The 17,996-nt window shown below is 59.8% G+C and carries 17 protein-coding genes; 9 read left to right on the top strand and 8 right to left on the bottom strand.

What is annotated here, in order from left to right; genetic code table 11:
* From nahK to J2X66_RS13335, 3 genes are all read right to left on the bottom strand, one after another.
* Positions 1-2,634: a hybrid sensor histidine kinase/response regulator NahK/ErcS' gene (gene nahK / locus J2X66_RS13325; protein ID WP_405046774.1), complete on the bottom strand. Its 2,634-nt coding sequence runs from the start codon at positions 2,632-2,634 to the stop codon at positions 1-3.
* Positions 2,564-3,727: a nitric oxide-sensing protein NosP gene (gene nosP, locus J2X66_RS13330; RefSeq protein WP_310264967.1), complete on the bottom strand. Its 1,164-nt coding sequence runs from the start codon at positions 3,725-3,727 to the stop codon at positions 2,564-2,566. Before nosP ends, nahK begins: the two co-directional genes overlap by 71 nt.
* Positions 3,728-3,835: 108 nt before the next feature.
* Positions 3,836-4,642: a sulfite exporter TauE/SafE family protein gene (locus tag J2X66_RS13335; protein WP_310264969.1), complete on the bottom strand. Its 807-nt coding sequence runs from the start codon at positions 4,640-4,642 to the stop codon at positions 3,836-3,838.
* 162 nt (positions 4,643-4,804) lie between these two features.
* Here J2X66_RS13335 and J2X66_RS13340 point away from each other — a divergent pair, with 162 nt between their 5' ends.
* The gene (locus J2X66_RS13340) at positions 4,805-5,668 is read left to right on the top strand and encodes an MBL fold metallo-hydrolase (RefSeq protein ID WP_310264971.1); all 864 of its coding nucleotides are present in this window, start codon (positions 4,805-4,807) and stop codon (positions 5,666-5,668) included.
* 48 nt (positions 5,669-5,716) lie between these two features.
* On the opposite strand, the gene bkdR is transcribed toward J2X66_RS13340, so the two are convergent.
* Positions 5,717-6,205, bottom strand: a complete 489-nt coding sequence (bkdR, locus tag J2X66_RS13345; RefSeq protein WP_310264973.1) for a Bkd operon transcriptional regulator BkdR — start codon at positions 6,203-6,205, stop codon at positions 5,717-5,719.
* 185 nt (positions 6,206-6,390) lie between these two features.
* Here bkdR and J2X66_RS13350 point away from each other — a divergent pair, with 185 nt between their 5' ends.
* The 5 genes from J2X66_RS13350 (at position 6,391) to J2X66_RS13370 (ending at position 12,520) form a co-directional block, all read left to right on the top strand.
* A complete protein-coding gene (locus J2X66_RS13350) occupies positions 6,391-7,626 on the top strand; it encodes a 3-methyl-2-oxobutanoate dehydrogenase (2-methylpropanoyl-transferring) subunit alpha (protein WP_310264976.1) in 1,236 nt (411 codons plus the stop codon).
* Between the two features lies 1 nt (position 7,627).
* Positions 7,628-8,686, top strand: coding sequence for an alpha-ketoacid dehydrogenase subunit beta (locus tag J2X66_RS13355; protein ID WP_310264978.1), 1,059 nt, complete (start codon positions 7,628-7,630; stop codon positions 8,684-8,686).
* A complete protein-coding gene (locus J2X66_RS13360; RefSeq protein ID WP_310264980.1) occupies positions 8,687-9,958 on the top strand; it encodes a dihydrolipoamide acetyltransferase family protein in 1,272 nt (423 codons plus the stop codon). It begins immediately after the preceding gene.
* 4 nt (positions 9,959-9,962) lie between these two features.
* The gene (gene lpdA / locus J2X66_RS13365; RefSeq protein ID WP_310264982.1) at positions 9,963-11,345 is read left to right on the top strand and encodes a dihydrolipoyl dehydrogenase; all 1,383 of its coding nucleotides are present in this window, start codon (positions 9,963-9,965) and stop codon (positions 11,343-11,345) included.
* 155 nt (positions 11,346-11,500) lie between these two features.
* Entirely contained in the window at positions 11,501-12,520 is a 1,020-nt protein-coding gene (locus J2X66_RS13370; RefSeq protein WP_310264984.1) for a branched-chain amino acid aminotransferase, read from the top strand.
* A gap of 102 nt (positions 12,521-12,622) precedes the next feature.
* Here J2X66_RS13370 and J2X66_RS13375 read toward each other — a convergent pair whose 3' ends face one another.
* A complete protein-coding gene (locus tag J2X66_RS13375) occupies positions 12,623-13,378 on the bottom strand; it encodes a metalloregulator ArsR/SmtB family transcription factor (protein WP_310264986.1) in 756 nt (251 codons plus the stop codon).
* Between the two features lie 82 nt (positions 13,379-13,460).
* Here J2X66_RS13375 and J2X66_RS13380 point away from each other — a divergent pair, with 82 nt between their 5' ends.
* Positions 13,461-14,567, top strand: a complete 1,107-nt coding sequence (locus tag J2X66_RS13380) for a cytochrome P450 (protein ID WP_310264988.1) — start codon at positions 13,461-13,463, stop codon at positions 14,565-14,567.
* A 52-nt stretch (positions 14,568-14,619) separates the two neighbouring features.
* Here the strand turns inward: J2X66_RS13380 and J2X66_RS13385 are convergent, their stop codons facing one another.
* Positions 14,620-15,504 carry a LysR family transcriptional regulator gene (locus J2X66_RS13385; protein WP_310264990.1) on the bottom strand — a complete coding sequence of 295 codons (885 nt, stop codon included), beginning with the start codon at positions 15,502-15,504 and terminating at the stop codon, positions 14,620-14,622.
* 117 nt (positions 15,505-15,621) lie between these two features.
* Between J2X66_RS13385 and J2X66_RS13390 the strand changes: the two genes are divergently transcribed.
* Positions 15,622-16,653: a D-cysteine desulfhydrase family protein gene (locus J2X66_RS13390; RefSeq protein WP_310264992.1), complete on the top strand. Its 1,032-nt coding sequence runs from the start codon at positions 15,622-15,624 to the stop codon at positions 16,651-16,653.
* Between the two features lie 103 nt (positions 16,654-16,756).
* Positions 16,757-17,059: a pyocin S6 family toxin immunity protein gene (locus J2X66_RS13395; RefSeq protein ID WP_310264994.1), complete on the top strand. Its 303-nt coding sequence runs from the start codon at positions 16,757-16,759 to the stop codon at positions 17,057-17,059.
* A gap of 8 nt (positions 17,060-17,067) precedes the next feature.
* Here J2X66_RS13395 and J2X66_RS13400 read toward each other — a convergent pair whose 3' ends face one another.
* Both J2X66_RS13400 and J2X66_RS13405 read right to left on the bottom strand, forming a co-directional pair.
* Positions 17,068-17,406, bottom strand: coding sequence for an FKBP-type peptidyl-prolyl cis-trans isomerase (locus J2X66_RS13400; protein WP_310264996.1), 339 nt, complete (start codon positions 17,404-17,406; stop codon positions 17,068-17,070).
* A gap of 70 nt (positions 17,407-17,476) precedes the next feature.
* On the bottom strand, positions 17,477-17,995 hold the full coding sequence (locus tag J2X66_RS13405; protein WP_310264998.1) for a hypothetical protein: 519 nt from the start codon (positions 17,993-17,995) through the stop codon (positions 17,477-17,479).
* Position 17,996 lies beyond the last annotated feature (1 nt).

Raw genomic sequence — 17,996 nt, forward strand, 5'->3', positions numbered from 1 at the left:
TCAAGGTCGTGTGAGCAAATGACTCATCGCCGTCTTCAGCTTCATCGGCCGTACCGGTTTATGCATCAGGGTGTGGCCCAGTTCGCGGATCTGCTGTTTGAGTTCGTTGCTGTAGTTGGCGGTGATCATCATGGCCGGGATAGGTGACGTACGACAGGCATTGATCCGGGCCACGGCGTCCACGCCGTTCTGATCGTTGTCCAGATGGTAATCGGCGATCAACAGGTCAACCTCCGCGTGGTAGTTGTCCACTTTTCGCGCCAGGTCCTCTTCCGATAGCGCCGTCACCACCCGACAGCCCCAGCCTTCGAGCAAAGTGCGCATGCCGGCGCAAATGGTGGCGTCGTTGTCCAGCACCCACACCCTTGCCCCGCGCAGGCGTTCAAGCATCGGCGCGCTCATCTGCAAGGCCGGCAACGGCTTGGGGGCCGTTGCGCTCAACGGCACTTCGACCGAGAACATCGAGCCCTTCCCCGGCCATGAGCGCACATGAATCCGATGCCCAAGGATGCCGGCGATTTTCTCGACAATGGCCAGGCCCAACCCCAGACCGCGATCCTGGTCCGGACGCTGTACGTCCCCGCGCTTGAACTCCTGGAAAATCTCTTCCAGGCGATTGTCGGCGATGCCCATGCCGGTGTCCCAGACCTGGATCAACAACCGCTGATGCAGGCGACGGCACCCGAGTACCACCCGGCCACTGTAGGTGTAGCGAATCGCGTTGCTCAACAGGTTACGCAGGATGCGCGCCAGCAACTGGATGTCACTGCGCACCAGCGCCGAACAGGCAATAAAATGCAGCTCCAGGCCCTCACTGCGTGCCACTTGGGTGTATTCAGCCGCGAGATTTTCCAGCAGTTCGCTCAGGGCGAACGGCGCGACATCGGCTTTGATGACCCCGGCATCGAGCTTGGAAATGTCCACCAGCGTGCCCAGCAGGTTCTCCACATCCTCCAGGGAATTACTGACATTACGCACCAGAATCTCGTTGCAGACCGGTTCACGTCGCTCCAGCAACGCACTGGTAAACAAGCGGGCGGCGTTCAGCGGTTGCAGCAAATCGTGGCTGACGGCCGCCAGAAACTTGGTCTTGGACAAATTGGCGTGCTCGGCTTCGAGCTTGGCCTCGCGCAACCGTGACTCCACCTGGCGGCGCTCTTCGATTTCACGCAACAACTGATCATTGAGCGTGGTCAACTCCGCCGTGCGTTCACGCACCCGCAGCTCAAGGTTCTGATAGGCCTGATGCAGCGCCTCGGCAGTGCGGCGACGCTCGGTGATGTCGCGGATCAACACGAAAATCCCCACCACTTCCCCAGTGGCCAGGCGATTGGGCACGTAGGAGCGCAGCATGTAGCGCTCCTGATTATTGACGTTGGTCTCGGCAAACTCGAACGTGACGCTCTCGCCGGCCAGCGCTCTTGCCACGTAAGACTCCAGACGCTGGTAGTGCTGTTCGCTGTGCACTTCGCGCAGGCTTTGGCCGAGCATCACGCCTCGGGGCCAGCAATACCATTGCTCATAGACTTTGTTGGTGAACTCGTACACCAGATCGGCATTGAGATAGGCAATCAACGCCGGCACGTGGTCGGTGATCAGGCGAATCCAGCGCTCGCTTTCACTCAGCGTCTGGGCGTGCTGGTAGCGTTCGGTGATGTCAGTGAAGGTGTTGACGAAACCGCCAGTCGGCAACGGGTGCGTGCGGATTTCCAGGACTCGTCCGTCATCGAGGCGTTGCTCGCATTCCTGTACTGGCCGCCCATTGCCATCGTGACTGGCCGGGGTCAGCAGGTTCAATTCGCTGTCCACCATCACTTCAGCAAACGGTCGATGGGCCGCGACGGGCGCCAACCCGCTCAATTCGAGAAAACGCCGGTTCCACAATTCCAGAATGCCCTCGGCGTTGACCATTGCCACGCCTTGGGACAGGTTATCGACCGCCCGCTGTAACAAATGCGACTTCTGCGCCACAGCCTGTTCGCGGCGTACGGTTTCACTGAGCTTGACCTCGGTAATGTCGGTGAACAGAATCACCCGCCCACCTTCCTGGGTCGGCCGCTCGCTGACTTGCAGCCAACGCCCGTTCTGCAAGCGATACAGCAGACTCTCGTCGGCATGCCCGCGCGGTTCTTCGGTGAACAGCCCATTGCTCATCATCAGGCGCTTGACCTCGGCCAGGCGCATGCCCGCGTTGATCCGCACCCGGCTATTGCGCCAGAACGCCTTGAAGCGACTGTTGAACAAGACGATGCGCTGCTCGGCGTCGAACAATACGAAGGCATCGGAAATGCTCTCGATGGCATCGATCAGGTGTCGATGCGCGGTCTCGGCGCGCAGGCGCGCCTCGCTGAGCAAATGGTTGCCGGCCTTGAGTTCGGCCATGGCCTGGTTCAAGGCATCGGTGCGCTCACGGACCTGCTCGGCCAGCACCACCGAATGCTGAAACGCCGCGTACGGGTCATTGCCCCGGGTGATGCCCGACTCGATACGCTCGATCAGCGCCGCGTTGATGCGCTGCAGCTTGTGGTTGTCGTGGCGCAGGCTGGCCAGTTCGGCCTGCAACTCAGCGATGTCCTGGGGCACGGCCGCGGGCAATGGCAACGCCGGTGAAGGTCTGGTTGATGTGCATGCCATTGAACTGTTCTCCGTAGGTGTTGAAACCCATCACCCGTTGCTCGCGCAAAAACGTCCCGATCTCGTCGAGACTGCCGTCGTCCTCCAGCTCCAGACGCCGGAGAAAACAGTCGCAACCGATGGTCAGCAACAGCTCACCCAAGCGTTCTTCCAATCCTTCGAACAGGCTTTTCAGGTTCGGCAGCATCGGGCCCGGCGTCATGGCGGTGAGCACGATGCCATTCTCCACGGCGCAGTAAAAACTCAGGCTCAGGTCCGCGTGCACCTGCTGGATGGCCCGCACGTAATACTGTTCGTTGATCCTCACGGCCAACGGGTGCGCGGCGAAAATCCGGTGATCCAGTTCATTCACCGGCACGCCGATGAGCCGCGCGTACTCGGCGGCGGCGGGTTCCGCATTGAGTTCATAAACACGGCGCGAGGCGCTGTCGGCCCCGGTAACTACCAGTTTTTCGGCCCGGGGCAGCATGTGGTGGGTGGTGAACACTTCGAAATCCAGCCAGGTATTGACCAGCACGACGACCGCCGCGCCGCTGTGGAACTCGCCGTCGAAGTAGACATGGGTGTGGGTCAGGTAATTATCGTCGCCAGCGGAACCACCGAAATGCGGAATGTCGCCCAATGCGGCACTCAAGGCCGCGAGGACCATTTCTTCACGGCTGGACAACCCATCGAGCAGGGTCAGGGCAAAGCTGTTGCCCTTGATCGGTGCCAGGGTGTTACTGCGACAGCTGCGGACCAGGCGCTCGACCATCTGCTGCGCATCGATCAGGCTGAAGCGCTCCATCTCGTCGATCAACTCGAGCGCAATGGAGAAGTGCCGGTGATCGAACCCCACCGCCGTCACGCAATTGCGTCCATAGCCCAACGGGGTGATTTCCCCGGCGCTGGTGCAACCCACCAGGCGAATCCCCCCGAAACTGTCTTGCAGGGCTTGCCCCAGTGCCTGCAAGTCATACTCGGCGGAACAGAAAAAGAGCACGAAGCCCAGATGCGGATGCAGCAATTGACGCGCCAGTTCTTGCGCCACCTGCCGGGCATCGGTGGCCTGGGACATTGCGCTGACGACACCTTCACCCTGGACCTGCTGCATCGTCGCCTCCCGCAGGTGCGTATGGTTGAGCAGGGAGTTTACGAAACCCGTGGCGTGCAACGAATGCTACTTGGGTAGCAGTCAGGTGCTTCGATGGGATGAGAGCGGTTAGACGCCAGCCCTGAACAGCATATAAGCGGCAATCACAAGGCAGACGCTGGCAAAGCCGATTTGCAACGCTCGCGCGGGCACGTGCGCGCACAGCTTGCGGCCAATGATCATGCCGACAATGCTGGCAACGATGAAACTGGCACCGAGGCTGTCGATGCGCACACCGGCGTGAAACGCGCCGACCACGCCGATCGCGGAAATCAGGCTGATCACCATCAAGGACGTGGCGACGATCCCGCGCATCTGCACATCGGTCAGTTGCTTGAACGCCGGGACAATCAGAAAACCGCCGCCCACGCCCAGCAACCCGGACACCACCCCCGTCACCGCGCCGAGTGCCGCCAGCGTCGCGGTGCATTTGGCGGTCCAGGAAAAACGCCCGGTCTGTTGATCGAGCATGCAGTTCTTCTGCCCCCAGTTGGCGTGACCGTGATCGTTCGGCCCCTCTTCCTGACGCTCGCGGCGCAGCATCCGCCAGGCAACCATGACCATCAGCAGGCTGAACAGAATCATCAGAATTTTTTCCGGCAACTGATGGGCAAAGTAAATGCCCACCGGCGAAAACACCGCGCCGAGCAGCGCGATCAACAGCGCCGCGCGATACCGCACCAAGCCATGCCGCAAGCCGTCAATCGCCCCGACCGCCGCCGCACTCCCGACCGCAAACAAGGCGACGGGCGCCGCCTGAGTCATGGTCAAACCCAGCCCCAACACCAGGGCCGGCACTGCAAGAATTCCACCACCGGCCCCGGTCAACCCGAGGACCAGGCCCATGACCACCCCAAAAAAACTCGCCAGCAACATAAAGCACTCGTGATCTGCACAAAAAGGCCGGGAACGCCCGGTATCGATGAGTGACAGGATAGAGCCCGCGCAGATTTTTTCATCAAATGAATTGATGCGGTGCTGGCCAATGCAGGGGGAATGAATCTACCCTCAGTGCTTGTTCAGATAGAAATATTCACCATGCCTGCCTTGATTGAAGCTTTCCTCGACCCTGCCTCGTCGACCTACAGCTACGTGATCTACGAAGTCGATGGCGGCCAGTGCGCCATCGTCGACCCGGTGCTCGACTACGATCCGGCGGCCGGCAGAACGGGCACCGTTCAGCCCGACAAAATCATCGCCTTTGTTCGCCAACATCAGTTGCAGGTGCAATGGCTGCTGGAAACCCATGCCCATGCCGATCACTTGTCTGCCGCGCCTTATCTGCGCCGCGAGCTGGGTGGCAAGATCGCGATCGGGCAGTCAATCAGCAAGGTTCAGGGGGTGTTCAAAAGCTTGTTCAACCTTGAGCCGGAATTTCGCGTTGACGGTTCGCAGTTCGATCATCTGTTCGCACCGGACGAGTCATTCATGATCGGCAATCTCAAGGCCACCGCCCTGCATGTGCCCGGCCACACGCCGGCGGACATGGCCTACCTGATTGACGGTGAGCAGATTTTGGTGGGCGACACGCTGTTCATGCCTGATGTGGGCACCGCGCGTTGCGATTTTCCGGGCGGCAACGCCAATCAGTTGTTTGCCTCGATTCGCAAACTGCTGGCGTTCCCGGCCAGTGTGAGTTTGTACGTCTGCCACGATTACCCGCCTGAAGGCCGGGAATCCCGGTGCATGTCGACCGTCGGCGAACAACGCCGAAGCAACATTCACGTGCATGACGGCGTTGATGAGGCGGCATTTGTCGACATGCGCACCCGACGTGATGCCGGGTTGGGCATGCCAAACCTGTTGTTGCCAGCGATTCAGGTGAATGTGCGCGCCGGAAATTTGCCACCGGCGGAGAGTAACGGCGTGACCTACTTGAAAATCCCCATAAATAAGCTGTAAACGCAAAACCTGTGGAAGCGAGCTTGCTCGCTCCCACAGGGGTTTCGCTTAGCTGACGAGGGTCAAGCCATTGGCCGGCAATGGCAGTGCGGTCTTGTACCGCACTTGCTTGAGCGCAAAGCTTGAGCGGATGTTCGCCACGCCGGGGACTTTGGTGAGGAAGTCCATCATGAAGCGTTCCAGCGACTGAATGGTCGGCACCAATACCCGAATCAAATAATCCGGGTCACCGGCCATCAAATAGCACTCCATCACTTCCGGGCGATCCGAGATCGCCTCCTCGAAATGCTGCAATGCCTCCTCCACCTGTTTTTCCAGGCTCACATGAATGAACACATTCACGTGCAGCCCCAGCAGATCAGCGTCCAGCAGCGTCACTTGTTCACGAATCAGCCCCAATTCTTCCATCGCCTTGACCCGGTTGAAGCACGGCGTCGGCGACAGGTTGACCGAGCGTGCGAGGTCGGCGTTGGTGATGCGCGCGTTCTCCTGAAGGCTGTTCAAAATGCCGATATCGGTACGGTCCAGTTTGCGCATGAGACAAAACCACCTGTTTTTTGTGTTTATGCAGATTTTTTATCCTCAAATGACCACCAGCGCAACGAAACAGAGATAAATATTCTTCTTCGCCGGGCCTATGATTGTTGTAGGACAAGATTTCTTCCACAGAAGAATGACGGTCAGCTCACTACAAGAAATTCACAAGATCGAGCGTAGAAGCCATGAACCAAGCGTACGAACCGCTGCACCTGCACGTTCCCGAACCATCGGGCCGTCCTGGCTGCAAAACCGACTTCTCCTACCTGCGTCTGACCGACGCGGGCACGGTGCGCAAACCTTCCATCGACGTTGAACCGGCCGACACGGCTGATCTGGCCAAGGGCCTGATTCGCGTGCTCGACGACCAGGGCAATGCCCTCGGTCCGTGGGCGGAAGGCGTACCGGTCGAGATCCTGCGCAAAGGCATGCGCGCCATGCTCAAGACGCGGATCTACGATAACCGCATGGTGGTCGCCCAGCGTCAGAAAAAAATGTCTTTCTACATGCAGAGCCTTGGCGAAGAAGCCATCGGCAGCGGCCAGGCCCTGGCCTTGAACGTCGATGACATGTGCTTCCCGACGTACCGCCAGCAAAGCATCCTGATGGCGCGCGAAGTACCGCTGGTCGACCTGATCTGCCAACTGCTGTCCAACGAGCGCGATCCGCTCAAGGGACGTCAGCTGCCGATCATGTACTCGGTCAAAGACTATGGCTTCTTCACCATTTCCGGCAACCTCGCGACCCAGTTCGTCCAGGCAGTAGGCTGGGGCATGGCCTCGGCGATCAAGGGCGACACCAAAATCGCCTCGGCCTGGATCGGCGACGGAGCCACCGCTGAATCCGACTTCCACACCGCCCTCACCTTTGCCCACGTTTACCGTGCGCCGGTGATCCTCAACGTGGTCAACAACCAGTGGGCGATCTCCACCTTCCAGGCCATCGCCGGCGGTGAAGCCACCACGTTTGCCGGCCGTGGCGTCGGCTGCGGCATTGCCTCCCTGCGGGTCGACGGCAATGATTTCGTCGCGGTCTACGCCGCCTCTGCCTGGGCCGCCGAACGTGCGCGCCGCAACCTCGGCCCGACCATGATCGAATGGGTCACCTACCGCGCCGGCCCACACTCCACCTCCGACGATCCGTCCAAGTACCGTCCTGCCGACGACTGGAGCTATTTCCCGTTGGGCGACCCGATTGCACGCCTCAAGCAGCACCTGATCAAGATCGGTCACTGGTCCGAAGAGGAACACACCGCCGTCAGCGCTGAACTGGAAGCCGAAGTCATCGCCGCGCAGAAAGAAGCCGAACAGTACGGCACCCTCGCCGGCGGCCAGATTCCAAGCGCCGCGACCATGTTCGAAGACGTCTACAAAGAGATGCCGGAGCACTTGAAGCGCCAGCGTCAAGAGTTGGGGATCTGACATGAACGACCACAACAACAATATCGAGCTGGAAACCGCCATGACCACGACCACCATGACCATGATCCAGGCCCTGCGCTCGGCCATGGATGTGATGCTTGAGCGTGACGACAACGTCGTGGTGTTCGGCCAGGACGTGGGCTACTTCGGCGGCGTGTTCCGTTGCACCGAAGGCCTGCAGACCAAGTACGGCACCTCCCGCGTGTTCGACGCGCCGATCTCCGAAAGCGGCATCGTCGGTGTCGCCGTGGGCATGGGCGCCTACGGTCTGCGCCCGGTCGCCGAGATCCAGTTCGCCGACTACGTGTACCCGGCGTCAGACCAGATCATTTCCGAAGCCGCCCGCCTGCGTTATCGCTCGGCTGGCGAATTCACCGCCCCGATGACCCTGCGCATGCCTTGCGGTGGCGGCATCTATGGCGGCCAGACCCACAGCCAGAGCATCGAGGCGATGTTCACCCAGGTCTGCGGTCTGCGCACGGTCATGCCGTCCAACCCGTACGACGCCAAAGGCCTGCTGATTGCCTCCATCGAAAACGATGACCCGGTGATCTTCCTTGAGCCAAAACGCCTGTACAACGGCCCGTTTGACGGTCACCACGAACGTCCGGTAACGCCGTGGTCGAAACACCCGGCCGCTCAAGTGCCGGACGGTTACTACACCGTGCCGCTGGACGTCGCCGCCATCACCCGTCCGGGCAAGGACGTGACCATCCTGACCTACGGCACCACCGTTTACGTGTCGCAAGTGGCGGCTGAAGAAACCGGCATCGACGCTGAAGTCATCGACCTGCGCAGCCTGTGGCCGCTGGACCTGGAAACCATCGTCAAATCAGTGAAGAAAACCGGCCGTTGCGTGATCGTTCACGAAGCGACCCGTACGTGCGGCTTCGGCGCCGAACTGGTCGCCCTGGTGCAAGAGCACTGCTTCCACTACCTGGAAGCGCCTATCGAGCGCGTCACCGGCTGGGACACTCCCTACCCGCACGCACAAGAGTGGGCGTATTTCCCTGGTCCGTCCCGAGTGGGCGCGGCTTTGCATCGGGTTATGGAGGTCTGAATGGGCACGCACGTTATTAAAATGCCGGACATTGGTGAAGGCATTGCAGAAGTTGAATTGTCGGTGTGGCACGTCAAGGTTGGCGACATGGTCGTCGAAGATCAGGTGCTGGCCGATGTGATGACCGACAAGGCGATGGTCGACATCCCTTCGCCGGTCCACGGCAAAGTGATCGCGCTGGGCGGTGTGCCCGGTGAAGTCATGGCGGTGGGCAGCATCCTGATCAGCATTGAAGTGGAAGGCGCGGGCAACGTTAAAGAGTCGGCGCAGCCTGCTCCCGTTAAAGAAGCGCCGGTTGCAGCACCTAAAGTTGCAGCCGTTGTTGAAAGCAAACCGGTCGCTGCTGCCGTGCCGCGAGCGGCCGTTTGCCAAGGCCCGATGGTGGCTCGCGAGGCCAACGATCGGCCATTGGCGTCCCCGGCCGTGCGCAAACACGCACTGGACCTTGGCATTCAATTGCGCCTGGTGCGTGGCAGCGGCCCTGCCGGTCGCGTGCTGCACGAAGACCTGGACGCCTATCTGGCGCAAGGTCAGTCGAGTGCCTCGACTGTATCCTCCGCTTACGCCCAGCGTGACGACGAAGAGCAAATCCCGGTCATCGGCATGCGCCGCAAGATCGCCCAGCGCATGCAGGACGCCACCCAGCGTGCCGCCCACTTCAGTTATGTCGAAGAAATCGACGTAACAGCCGTCGAGGAACTGCGCGCGCACCTGAACGAAAAACACGGCGCCACCCGTGGCAAGCTGACCTTGCTGCCGTTCCTCGTCCGTGCCCTGGTCGTCGCCCTGCGTGATTTCCCGCAGATCAACGCCCGTTACGACGACGAAGCCCAGGTCATCACCCGCCTCGGCGCGGTGCATGTGGGCATCGCCACCCAGGCCGACATCGGTTTGATGGTGCCGGTGGTGCGTCATGCCGAAGCCCGCAGCCTGTGGGACAACGCGGCGGAAATCTCCCGTTTGGCCAGCGCTGCACGCAACGGCAAGGCCAGCCGCGACGAATTGTCCGGTTCGAGCATCACCCTGACCAGCCTCGGCGCCTTGGGCGGCATCGTCAGCACCCCGGTGCTGAATCTGCCGGAAGTGGCGATTGTCGGCGTCAACAAAATCGTCGAACGTCCGATGGTGGTCAAAGGCCAGATCGTGATTCGCAAGATGATGAACCTCTCCAGCTCCTTCGATCACCGTGTGGTCGATGGCATGGACGCGGCGCAATTCATCCAGGCCGTTCGTGGCCTGCTCGAACAACCCGCCACCTTGTTTGTGGAGTAAGGTCATGCAATCTTTGAACACCACACTGTTGATCATCGGCGGCGGCCCTGGCGGTTACGTGACGGCGATCCGTGCCGGTCAACTGGGCATTTCCACCATTTTGGTAGAAGGCGAATCCATCGGCGGCACCTGCCTGAACATCGGCTGCATTCCGTCGAAAGCGCTGATTCACGTGGCCGAGCAGTTTCACCAGACGCAACATCACAGCCAGCATTCGGCCTTGGGCATCAGCGTTTCGGCGCCAACCCTCGACATCAGCAAGAGCGTCGAGTGGAAGGACGGCATCGTTGATCGCCTGACCACTGGCGTCGCGGCATTGCTGAAGAAGAACAAGGTTCAAGTCATTCAAGGCTGGGCCAAGGTCGTCGACGGCAAAACCGTTGACGTCGGTGACACACGCATTCAGTGCGAGCACCTGGTGCTGGCCACCGGATCGAAAAGCGTGAACCTGCCGATGCTGCCGATTGGCGGCCCGATCATCTCCTCCACTGAAGCTCTGGCACCGACCTCCGTGCCGAAGCGGCTGACCGTGGTCGGTGGTGGGTACATCGGTCTGGAACTGGGGATTGCCTATCGCAAGCTTGGCGCTGACGTCAGCGTGGTCGAGGCACAGGAGCGCATCCTGCCGGCCTACGACGCCGAACTGACGCAGCCGGTACACGACGAACTGAAGAAACTTGGCGTAAAGCTTTACTTGAAGCACAGCGTGCAAGGCTTTGATACTGCTAGTAATACCCTGCAAGTTCTGGAGCCGGGCGGCGAGACGCTGAACCTGGAAACGGATCAGGTGCTGGTGGCCGTCGGTCGCAAACCCAACACCCAGGGCTGGAACCTCGAAGCGCTGAACCTGGACATGAACGGCTCGTCGATCAAGATCGACAGCCGTTGCCAGACCAGCATGCGTAACGTGTATGCCATCGGCGACCTGAGCGGCGAACCGATGCTCGCGCACCGAGCCATGGCCCAGGGCGAAATGGTCGCTGAACTGATCAGCGGTTTACACCGCGAGTTCAACCCGACCGCCATCGCCGCCGTGTGTTTTACCGACCCGGAACTGGTGGTGGTCGGCAAAACCCCGGACGAGGCCAAGGCTGCGGGGCTGGACTGCATCGTGTCGAGCTTCCCGTTCGCGGCCAATGGCCGGGCGATGACGCTGGAATCCAAAAGCGGCTTCGTGCGTGTCGTGGCGCGCCGTGACAATCATGTGATTGTCGGTTGGCAGGCGGTCGGGGTCGGCGTTTCGGAGTTGTCGACCGCTTTCGGCCAGAGCCTGGAAATGGGCGCTCGACTGGAAGACATCGCCGGCACCATCCACGCGCACCCGACACTGGGTGAAGCGGTACAGGAAGCCGCGCTGCGGGCCTTGGGTCACGCGCTGCATCTCTAACTGATCGTTCCCACGCTCTGCGTGGGAACGATTAGTGCGAGAGAGATCGCATTCCGGGCTGCGAAACAGGCCCGGAATGAAGTATTGTTGTCCCCATCCAAAAAACGTCAGAAGCCTTGAACCGTTTCGACGGTTGTTCAGTGATAGAGGGTGTCATGGGTAACGAAAGCATCAATTGGGACAAGTTGGGTTTTGACTACATCAAGACAGACAAGCGCTATCTATCGCACTGGCGTAATGGCGAGTGGGACAAAGGCACCCTGACCGAAGACAATGTGCTGCACATCAGCGAAGGCTCGACTGCCCTTCACTATGGCCAGCAATGCTTCGAGGGCCTGAAGGCCTATCGTTGCAAGGACGGTTCGATCAACCTGTTCCGCCCGGATCAGAACGCCGCACGCATGCAACGCAGCTGCGCCCGTCTGCTGATGCCACAGGTGTCCACCGAACAGTTCATCGAAGCCTGCAAGGAAGTGGTCCGCGCCAACGAGCGTTTCATCCCGCCTTACGGCACTGGCGGCGCGCTGTACCTGCGTCCGTTCGTGATCGGCGTGGGTGACAACATCGGCGTGCGTACCGCACCGGAATTCATCTTCTCGATTTTCTGCATCCCGGTTGGCGCCTATTTCAAGGGCGGCCTGACCCCGCACAACTTCCTGATCTCCAGCTACGACCGTGCCGCCCCACAGGGCACCGGCGCAGCCAAGGTCGGTGGCAACTACGCCGCCAGCCTGATGCCAGGTTCCCAGGCCAAGAAGGCGCACTTTGCCGACGCCATCTACCTGGACCCGATGACCCACACCAAAATCGAAGAAGTCGGCTCGGCCAACTTCTTCGGGATCACCCACGACAACAAGTTCGTCACGCCGAACTCGCCGTCGGTCCTGCCAGGCATCACCCGCCTGTCGTTGATCGAACTGGCCAAATCGCGTCTGGGCCTGGAAGTGGTTGAAGGCGATGTGTTCATCGACAAGCTCTCCGACTTCAAGGAAGCCGGCGCTTGCGGTACTGCGGCCGTGATCACCCCGATCGGTGGCATCAGCTACAACGACCACCTGCACGTGTTCCACAGCGAAACCGAAGTCGGCCCGGTTACCCAGAAGCTCTACAAGGAGCTGACCGGTGTACAAACGGGCGACATCGAAGCGCCAGCGGGCTGGATCGTCAAGGTTTGATCTGACGCTGCTGTTCGCTTGAGCTTGAGCAAAAAAGCCCGGTTATCGATTGGATAACCGGGCTTTTTTTCGCCTGGAGCCAGCAACAGCCAGTTTTATTAATCAATGACTAACAGCGATATCCTGATGTTTTTTATCAATAGAAACCGTAGATCCACTTGAAGACGGCAGCACAAGATCGAACTGCACGCCAAGTGCCTTGCGCCCTACCGCCGTCAACGTCAGCGCCCGACTGTCCAGATCCTGCGTCACCCATTGGCGCTTGATCGCCGATTGCAGCAACGCAGCTCCCAGCGAGCCGCCAAGGTGTGGCCGACGCATGCTCCAGTCCAGACACGGGCAGGCGAAACGGCGGCGCAGCGTGCTCAGGTCCTTGACTTCAATACCCAATCCTTCAAACAGCGCCTCGCCGCTGTCACTCAGCCGATACGCCTGCTCATCGGTTTCCAGCAACCAGCCTTTTTCCAGCATCCGGTCATGCAGCAACACCGCCAGCGTGCCGGCCATGTGGTCGTAGCAGGTGCGGGCGAATTGCAGGCGATCCGGCGTGCGCGAGTTATACGCCGGTGCGCTGTTCTGGCCGATCACCATCAGCGCTTCCAGCGCCTGGGCCACGCGCTTGTCCGCCAGGCTGTAATAGCGATGGCGGCCCTGCACGTGCAGCCGCACCAGCGCCTGCTCCTTGAGCTTGGCCAGGTGTGCGCTGGCGGTGGAGGCGCTGACTTCGGCAATCGCCGCCAGCTCGGTGCTGGTGCGGGCGTGGCCGTCCATCAGCGAACAGAGGATCTTCGTCCGGGCCGGCTCCGCGATGGCGGCCGCGACCTGAGAGACGCCGATGTCATGTTGTTCTGCGTTCATATTTCGCTCCCGGACGAATCAAGGGCCTTTGGAACTGGAGATAGTAGCAACACTTTCCCCACCCCGAACAAGGCTGCGACCCATGGACCCGATCATCGCTGCGACTCATGCCGACCCTTATCCCTATTACGCGCAACTGCGTGCCCAAGGAGGTCTGATGTTTCACACCGGACTGAACCTGTGGGTGGCCAGCAGCGCCCGAACAGTCGCCGCCGTGCTGGCCCATCCTGATTGCCATGTCCGCCCTTGCGCTGAACCGGTGCCCAAGGCGATTGCCGGTGGCATGGCGGGCAAGGTGTTCGGGCAGTTGATGCGGATGAATGAAGGCGAACGGCAGCGTTGCCCGAGGTCGGCGATTGAGCCGGGGCTGGGGTTGATTGATCGGGATGAAGTCAATGCGCTGGTGGCCGCGCGATTGATCACGCCGGATGCCGACGGCTTGTACAACGCCATGTTTCGCGGTCCGGTGTGCGTGGTGGCGGCGTTGTTGGGGTTCACCCCGGCTCAGGGTCGAACGATCAGTGCGCTGACGGCGGAGTTCGTGGCGTGCCTGTCGCCGCTGAGCAATCAGGCGCAACTCGACGCTGCAGAGGCTGCGGCTGAACATTTACAGGGTTACTTCGTTGAGTTGCTGAATGACCCGGACAACAAAAGCGAGCTGCTCGCCGGGATTCGCAGACGCTTCAGCGGTGACCACGAAACGCTGATTGCCAATCTGATCGGCTTGTTTTCCCAGTCTTTCGAGGCCACCGCGGGACTGATCGGTAATGCGCTGTTGGCGGTGATGCGAAATCCATTGCTACACGAGACGCGGGTGGAGGATTTGATTGCCGAAATCCAGCGTTTTGACCCGTCGGTGCAGAATACCCGGAGGTTTGTCGCTGCACCCTGTGAAATCGAGGGGGTGAACTTCCAGTCGGGCGATGTGATTTTGCTGCTGTTGGCGTCGGCCAATCGCGATCCACTGCTGAATGACAGCCCTGATGCTTTTTTGGTGGATCGCCCGCACCGTCGCAGTTTTACCTTTGGCGCGGGTCGGCATCAGTGTCCGGGGCACGTGTTGGCGTTGGGGATTGCCAGTGCGACGTTGCGGGAAATTCTGCTGCACCGGTCTGCGCTGGGGGGGTTGGCCTGGGAATATCGGCCTTCGCTGAATGGGCGGATTCCGGCATTCCGTGACCTGGTTTAAGACCGAGTGATCGTTCTTCGCGAGCCTGCTCGCGAAAGCGCCTTCACATTCCCTAGATCACCAACCGCCCCACCACAAACTCCACAAACGCCTTCAACTTGGGCAACGACTTCCGCGACCGCGGATACACCATCTGCACGGGCTTGGGCGGCGGAACATAGTCCTCCATGATCCGCACCAGCTCACCCTTGCCCAACGCCGCCGCTACTAAAAAGTCCGGCTGCATCAAGATCCCCTCCCCAGCCATCGCCGCTTGCAATAACACCTGCCCGTCATTGCTCTTCAACACCGCACCCTCTGGCCAGGGCACCTCGCTGGCGCCGTTGCGCAGTGGCCAGGCAAACCGGTTATTCCACGAGGTATGCGTGAGAATCCGATGCCGATGCAGGTCTTCGGGGGCCTTGGGTTCCTGCCATTTCTGCAGATAGCCGGGTGAAGCGCAGATCACCATGCGATACGGCGGCAATGGCGTGGCCAGCAGATTGACGCCGATCAGCTCAGAAATCCTGAAAGCCAGGTCGAACGACGTTTCGTACAGATCGACCACTTCATTACTCAGGATCAGCTCAACCTGGATCTGCGGATAAAGCTGCATGAACTCCGCCACCAATGGGCCGACCAACGATACGCCCAGGCTCATCGGCGCGGTGATTCGCAACAGGCCACTGGGCTCCGGGTTCGACGCTTCGACCCGGCTGAACGCGTACTTCACCTGTTCCAGCGCCAGTTTGGCCTCTTCATAAAACAACTGCCCCTCGGCCGTGATCGATTGCCGCCGTGTGGTGCGCTGAACCAGTTTGGTGTTGAGAGTGTTCTCCAGGCTCTGGATATGCCGCCCGACCATCACAGCCGACATGCCGACTGCATGGGCCGCATCGGCGAAACTGCCCGCCTCGACCACCGCGACGAAGACTTCCATTTGCCTGAGTTTGCTCATGAACATGCCTTGCATTAAATACATAAGGTTAAAGGAGTAATAACCGGCGATGCGTTTATCCGTCGGGGCTTTCTCCCTAGAGTCACGGTCATAACACTGAACAACGAGGCGTCATTGATGCAAATCCTACTGGACACGTCACTGAGTTCTTTTGCCCGCGCCGACCTTCTGCAAGGCCCGACACCGATCCAGCGCGCCGAACGCCTCGAACAGCAACTGGGTTTGAAGGCGCAAGGCATCGGCCTGTTTCTCAAGCGCGATGATCACATGCTGATCGGCGACGGTGGCAATAAACTGCGCAAACTCGAATTTCATCTGGGCGCAGCGCTGTCAGCCGGGGTCGACACCATCATCACCATCGGCGGCCTCCAATCCAACCATGCGCGCCTGACCGCGGCCGTGTGCGCTCGTCTCGGGATTGCCTGCGAACTGATCCTGACCCGTTCGGTGCCCAAAACGGAAGTGGACTACGAACTCAACGGCAACGTCCTGCTCGACCAGCTGTTTGGCGCCGCCCTCCGCGTGTTGGCCGGCGGCAGCGATTCGCTGGCTGAAGCCGAGAAGCGTGCCGAACAGCTGCGGCTTGAAGGACACAAGGTGCTGGTGATTCCCACGGGAGGCTCGACACCCTTGGGCAGTCTTGGCTATGCGCGCTGCGCGGCGGAGATCGCGCAACAGGAACGCGAACTGGGGTTGACCTTTAACCAGGTCGTGGTGCCCAACGGCAGCGCCGGCACCCACGCAGGACTTGCGGCGGGGTTTGAGTTGCTGGGTCGGGGGACTTCGCTGGTGAAGTCGTACTCGGTGTTGTCTGACAGAGAGTCGTCAGCGGCCCGAACCCGGCAATTGACCCAGGAGGTATTGGCGTTGCTGGGGAGCAGCGCGGTTGTTCAGACTTCGGATATTGTTATCGATGGCAGTCAGCTGGGCGACGGTTACGGCCTGCCGACGCCGGCCATGCAGGAGGCGGTGCGCTTGATGGCTCGGGCTGAAGGGTTGCTGATTGACCCGGTGTATTCCGGCAAGGCATTTGCCGGGTTGGTGGCCGATCTCCGGCATGGGCGCTTTCAGCGCGGGGACAATGTGTTGTTTGTGATGACTGGCGGTACACCGGGGTTGTTTGCGTATCGGGAGACGTTTCAGGGTTGAATCTTCTGAAATACCGGCTGCAAATTCAGAACTATCCTACATCTATCAAACGCCCATTGAGATAGCGTTCGCATCGCTTTTAAAGGATGAGACAAGAACGCTAATGACTCGTAAAACAGAGACACCTTTGATTCAAAACCTGACGTCGCTCGACGGGCACCCTGCCCACTTTTTTTGGATCAGCGGATTTTTAAAAGGTGATCAAGAGGGTGACTTTCTAAAATACGAACTCACCGTTCCGCCCGAGTCAGAAGTCGTGATACTGGGCGTACTGGGCTGGAAGAACCTTGATCAAAGCGAGGACGGGGACTGTTTACTGACGGCCGGGCAGGTCCAACAAATCGCCATAGCGCTCAATGAGCAGCTACCGACTGAGTTGGACCTTTTCATAGGGCTGCGGGGGTAGGTTTCCAGTCAATCATCCCGCGTCAGCACTTCCAGCAATTCAATCTCGAAAATCAGGTTCGAATTCGGCGTGATCGCGCCCATCGAACGTTCGCCATACGCCAGATGTGCAGGCACCAGCAGCTTGCGCTTGCCGCCGACTTGCATCCCCATGATTCCCTGATCCCAGCCTTTGATAACCCGGCCCGTGCCAATCACACACTGGAAAGGTTTACCACGGTTGTAGGAGGAGTCGAATTCAGTGCCGTCTTCCAGCCAGCCACGGTATTGAGTGGTGATCAGCGCGCCTTTGACGGCGGCTTTGCCATCGCCTGGCTGGAGGTCGATGATTTGCAGTTCGTTATTCATGACGGTGTTTATCTGTTTGCAGAATTCGAGGGTCGTGGTTTTCCCAGAAAATCAGCTGGATGGCAACTGTTCAGGTGCCTTTATCGGGGTGGGTCAACATTTCCACGACTTTTTTGTCTTCCTTCTGCTTCGCATCGACCGCGAAGTCTTTGCCGAAGATCGCTTCTGGATGGATCCACTTGCCTGTACTGCTTTTCTTGTCAGTCACAATGCCGATCTGGTCGCCTTTGGTGAAATCAAACCAATGCAGATCCGGGAACTGTTTCAAGTCTAGGGTCTGGACCGTATTGCCCTCCATCACTTCAATTTTTTTGGCGGTCGGGTCCACGCTGACCACCTCCAGCGGTGAGCGAGTGATCAACGAGGGCGCCATGACAACGATGACATTGTTGTCACACCGCTGGCTCGTCGGCTGGATCTTGCCGTCCGCCGAACTATGGGGAAATTTTGCGCAATCAACAAAAATGCCCGAATGGTCCACGGTTTCGTTGCCCAGGTACTGATCGCCACTGGGCATCATCAAGATCTGTTCGCCCTGCGCCGCACTCACAAACAGAGCGAGTGCCAGGGCAGTTTTCCTTCTGGTCATA

Origin of the sequence: Pseudomonas sp. 3296, from assembly GCF_031456615.1 — a bacterium.
In the GTDB taxonomy this organism is placed as follows: Bacteria; Pseudomonadota; Gammaproteobacteria; order Pseudomonadales; family Pseudomonadaceae; genus Aquipseudomonas; species Aquipseudomonas mucoides.

Coding starts and splice junctions, on each gene's coding strand:
- nahK (WP_405046774.1), bottom strand. CDS start 2,634: ATGGCATGCACATCAACCAGACCTTCACCGGCGTTGCCATTGCCCGCG.
- nosP (WP_310264967.1), bottom strand. CDS start 3,727: ATGCAGCAGGTCCAGGGTGAAGGTGTCGTCAGCGCAATGTCCCAGGCC.
- J2X66_RS13335 (WP_310264969.1), bottom strand. CDS start 4,642: ATGTTGCTGGCGAGTTTTTTTGGGGTGGTCATGGGCCTGGTCCTCGGG.
- J2X66_RS13340 (WP_310264971.1), top strand. CDS start 4,805: ATGCCTGCCTTGATTGAAGCTTTCCTCGACCCTGCCTCGTCGACCTAC.
- bkdR (WP_310264973.1), bottom strand. CDS start 6,205: ATGCGCAAACTGGACCGTACCGATATCGGCATTTTGAACAGCCTTCAG.
- J2X66_RS13350 (WP_310264976.1), top strand. CDS start 6,391: ATGAACCAAGCGTACGAACCGCTGCACCTGCACGTTCCCGAACCATCG.
- J2X66_RS13355 (WP_310264978.1), top strand. CDS start 7,628: ATGAACGACCACAACAACAATATCGAGCTGGAAACCGCCATGACCACG.
- J2X66_RS13360 (WP_310264980.1), top strand. CDS start 8,687: ATGGGCACGCACGTTATTAAAATGCCGGACATTGGTGAAGGCATTGCA.
- lpdA (WP_310264982.1), top strand. CDS start 9,963: ATGCAATCTTTGAACACCACACTGTTGATCATCGGCGGCGGCCCTGGC.
- J2X66_RS13370 (WP_310264984.1), top strand. CDS start 11,501: ATGGGTAACGAAAGCATCAATTGGGACAAGTTGGGTTTTGACTACATC.
- J2X66_RS13375 (WP_310264986.1), bottom strand. CDS start 13,378: ATGAACGCAGAACAACATGACATCGGCGTCTCTCAGGTCGCGGCCGCC.
- J2X66_RS13380 (WP_310264988.1), top strand. CDS start 13,461: ATGGACCCGATCATCGCTGCGACTCATGCCGACCCTTATCCCTATTAC.
- J2X66_RS13385 (WP_310264990.1), bottom strand. CDS start 15,504: ATGAGCAAACTCAGGCAAATGGAAGTCTTCGTCGCGGTGGTCGAGGCG.
- J2X66_RS13390 (WP_310264992.1), top strand. CDS start 15,622: ATGCAAATCCTACTGGACACGTCACTGAGTTCTTTTGCCCGCGCCGAC.
- J2X66_RS13395 (WP_310264994.1), top strand. CDS start 16,757: ATGACTCGTAAAACAGAGACACCTTTGATTCAAAACCTGACGTCGCTC.
- J2X66_RS13400 (WP_310264996.1), bottom strand. CDS start 17,406: ATGAATAACGAACTGCAAATCATCGACCTCCAGCCAGGCGATGGCAAA.
- J2X66_RS13405 (WP_310264998.1), bottom strand. CDS start 17,995: ATGACCAGAAGGAAAACTGCCCTGGCACTCGCTCTGTTTGTGAGTGCG.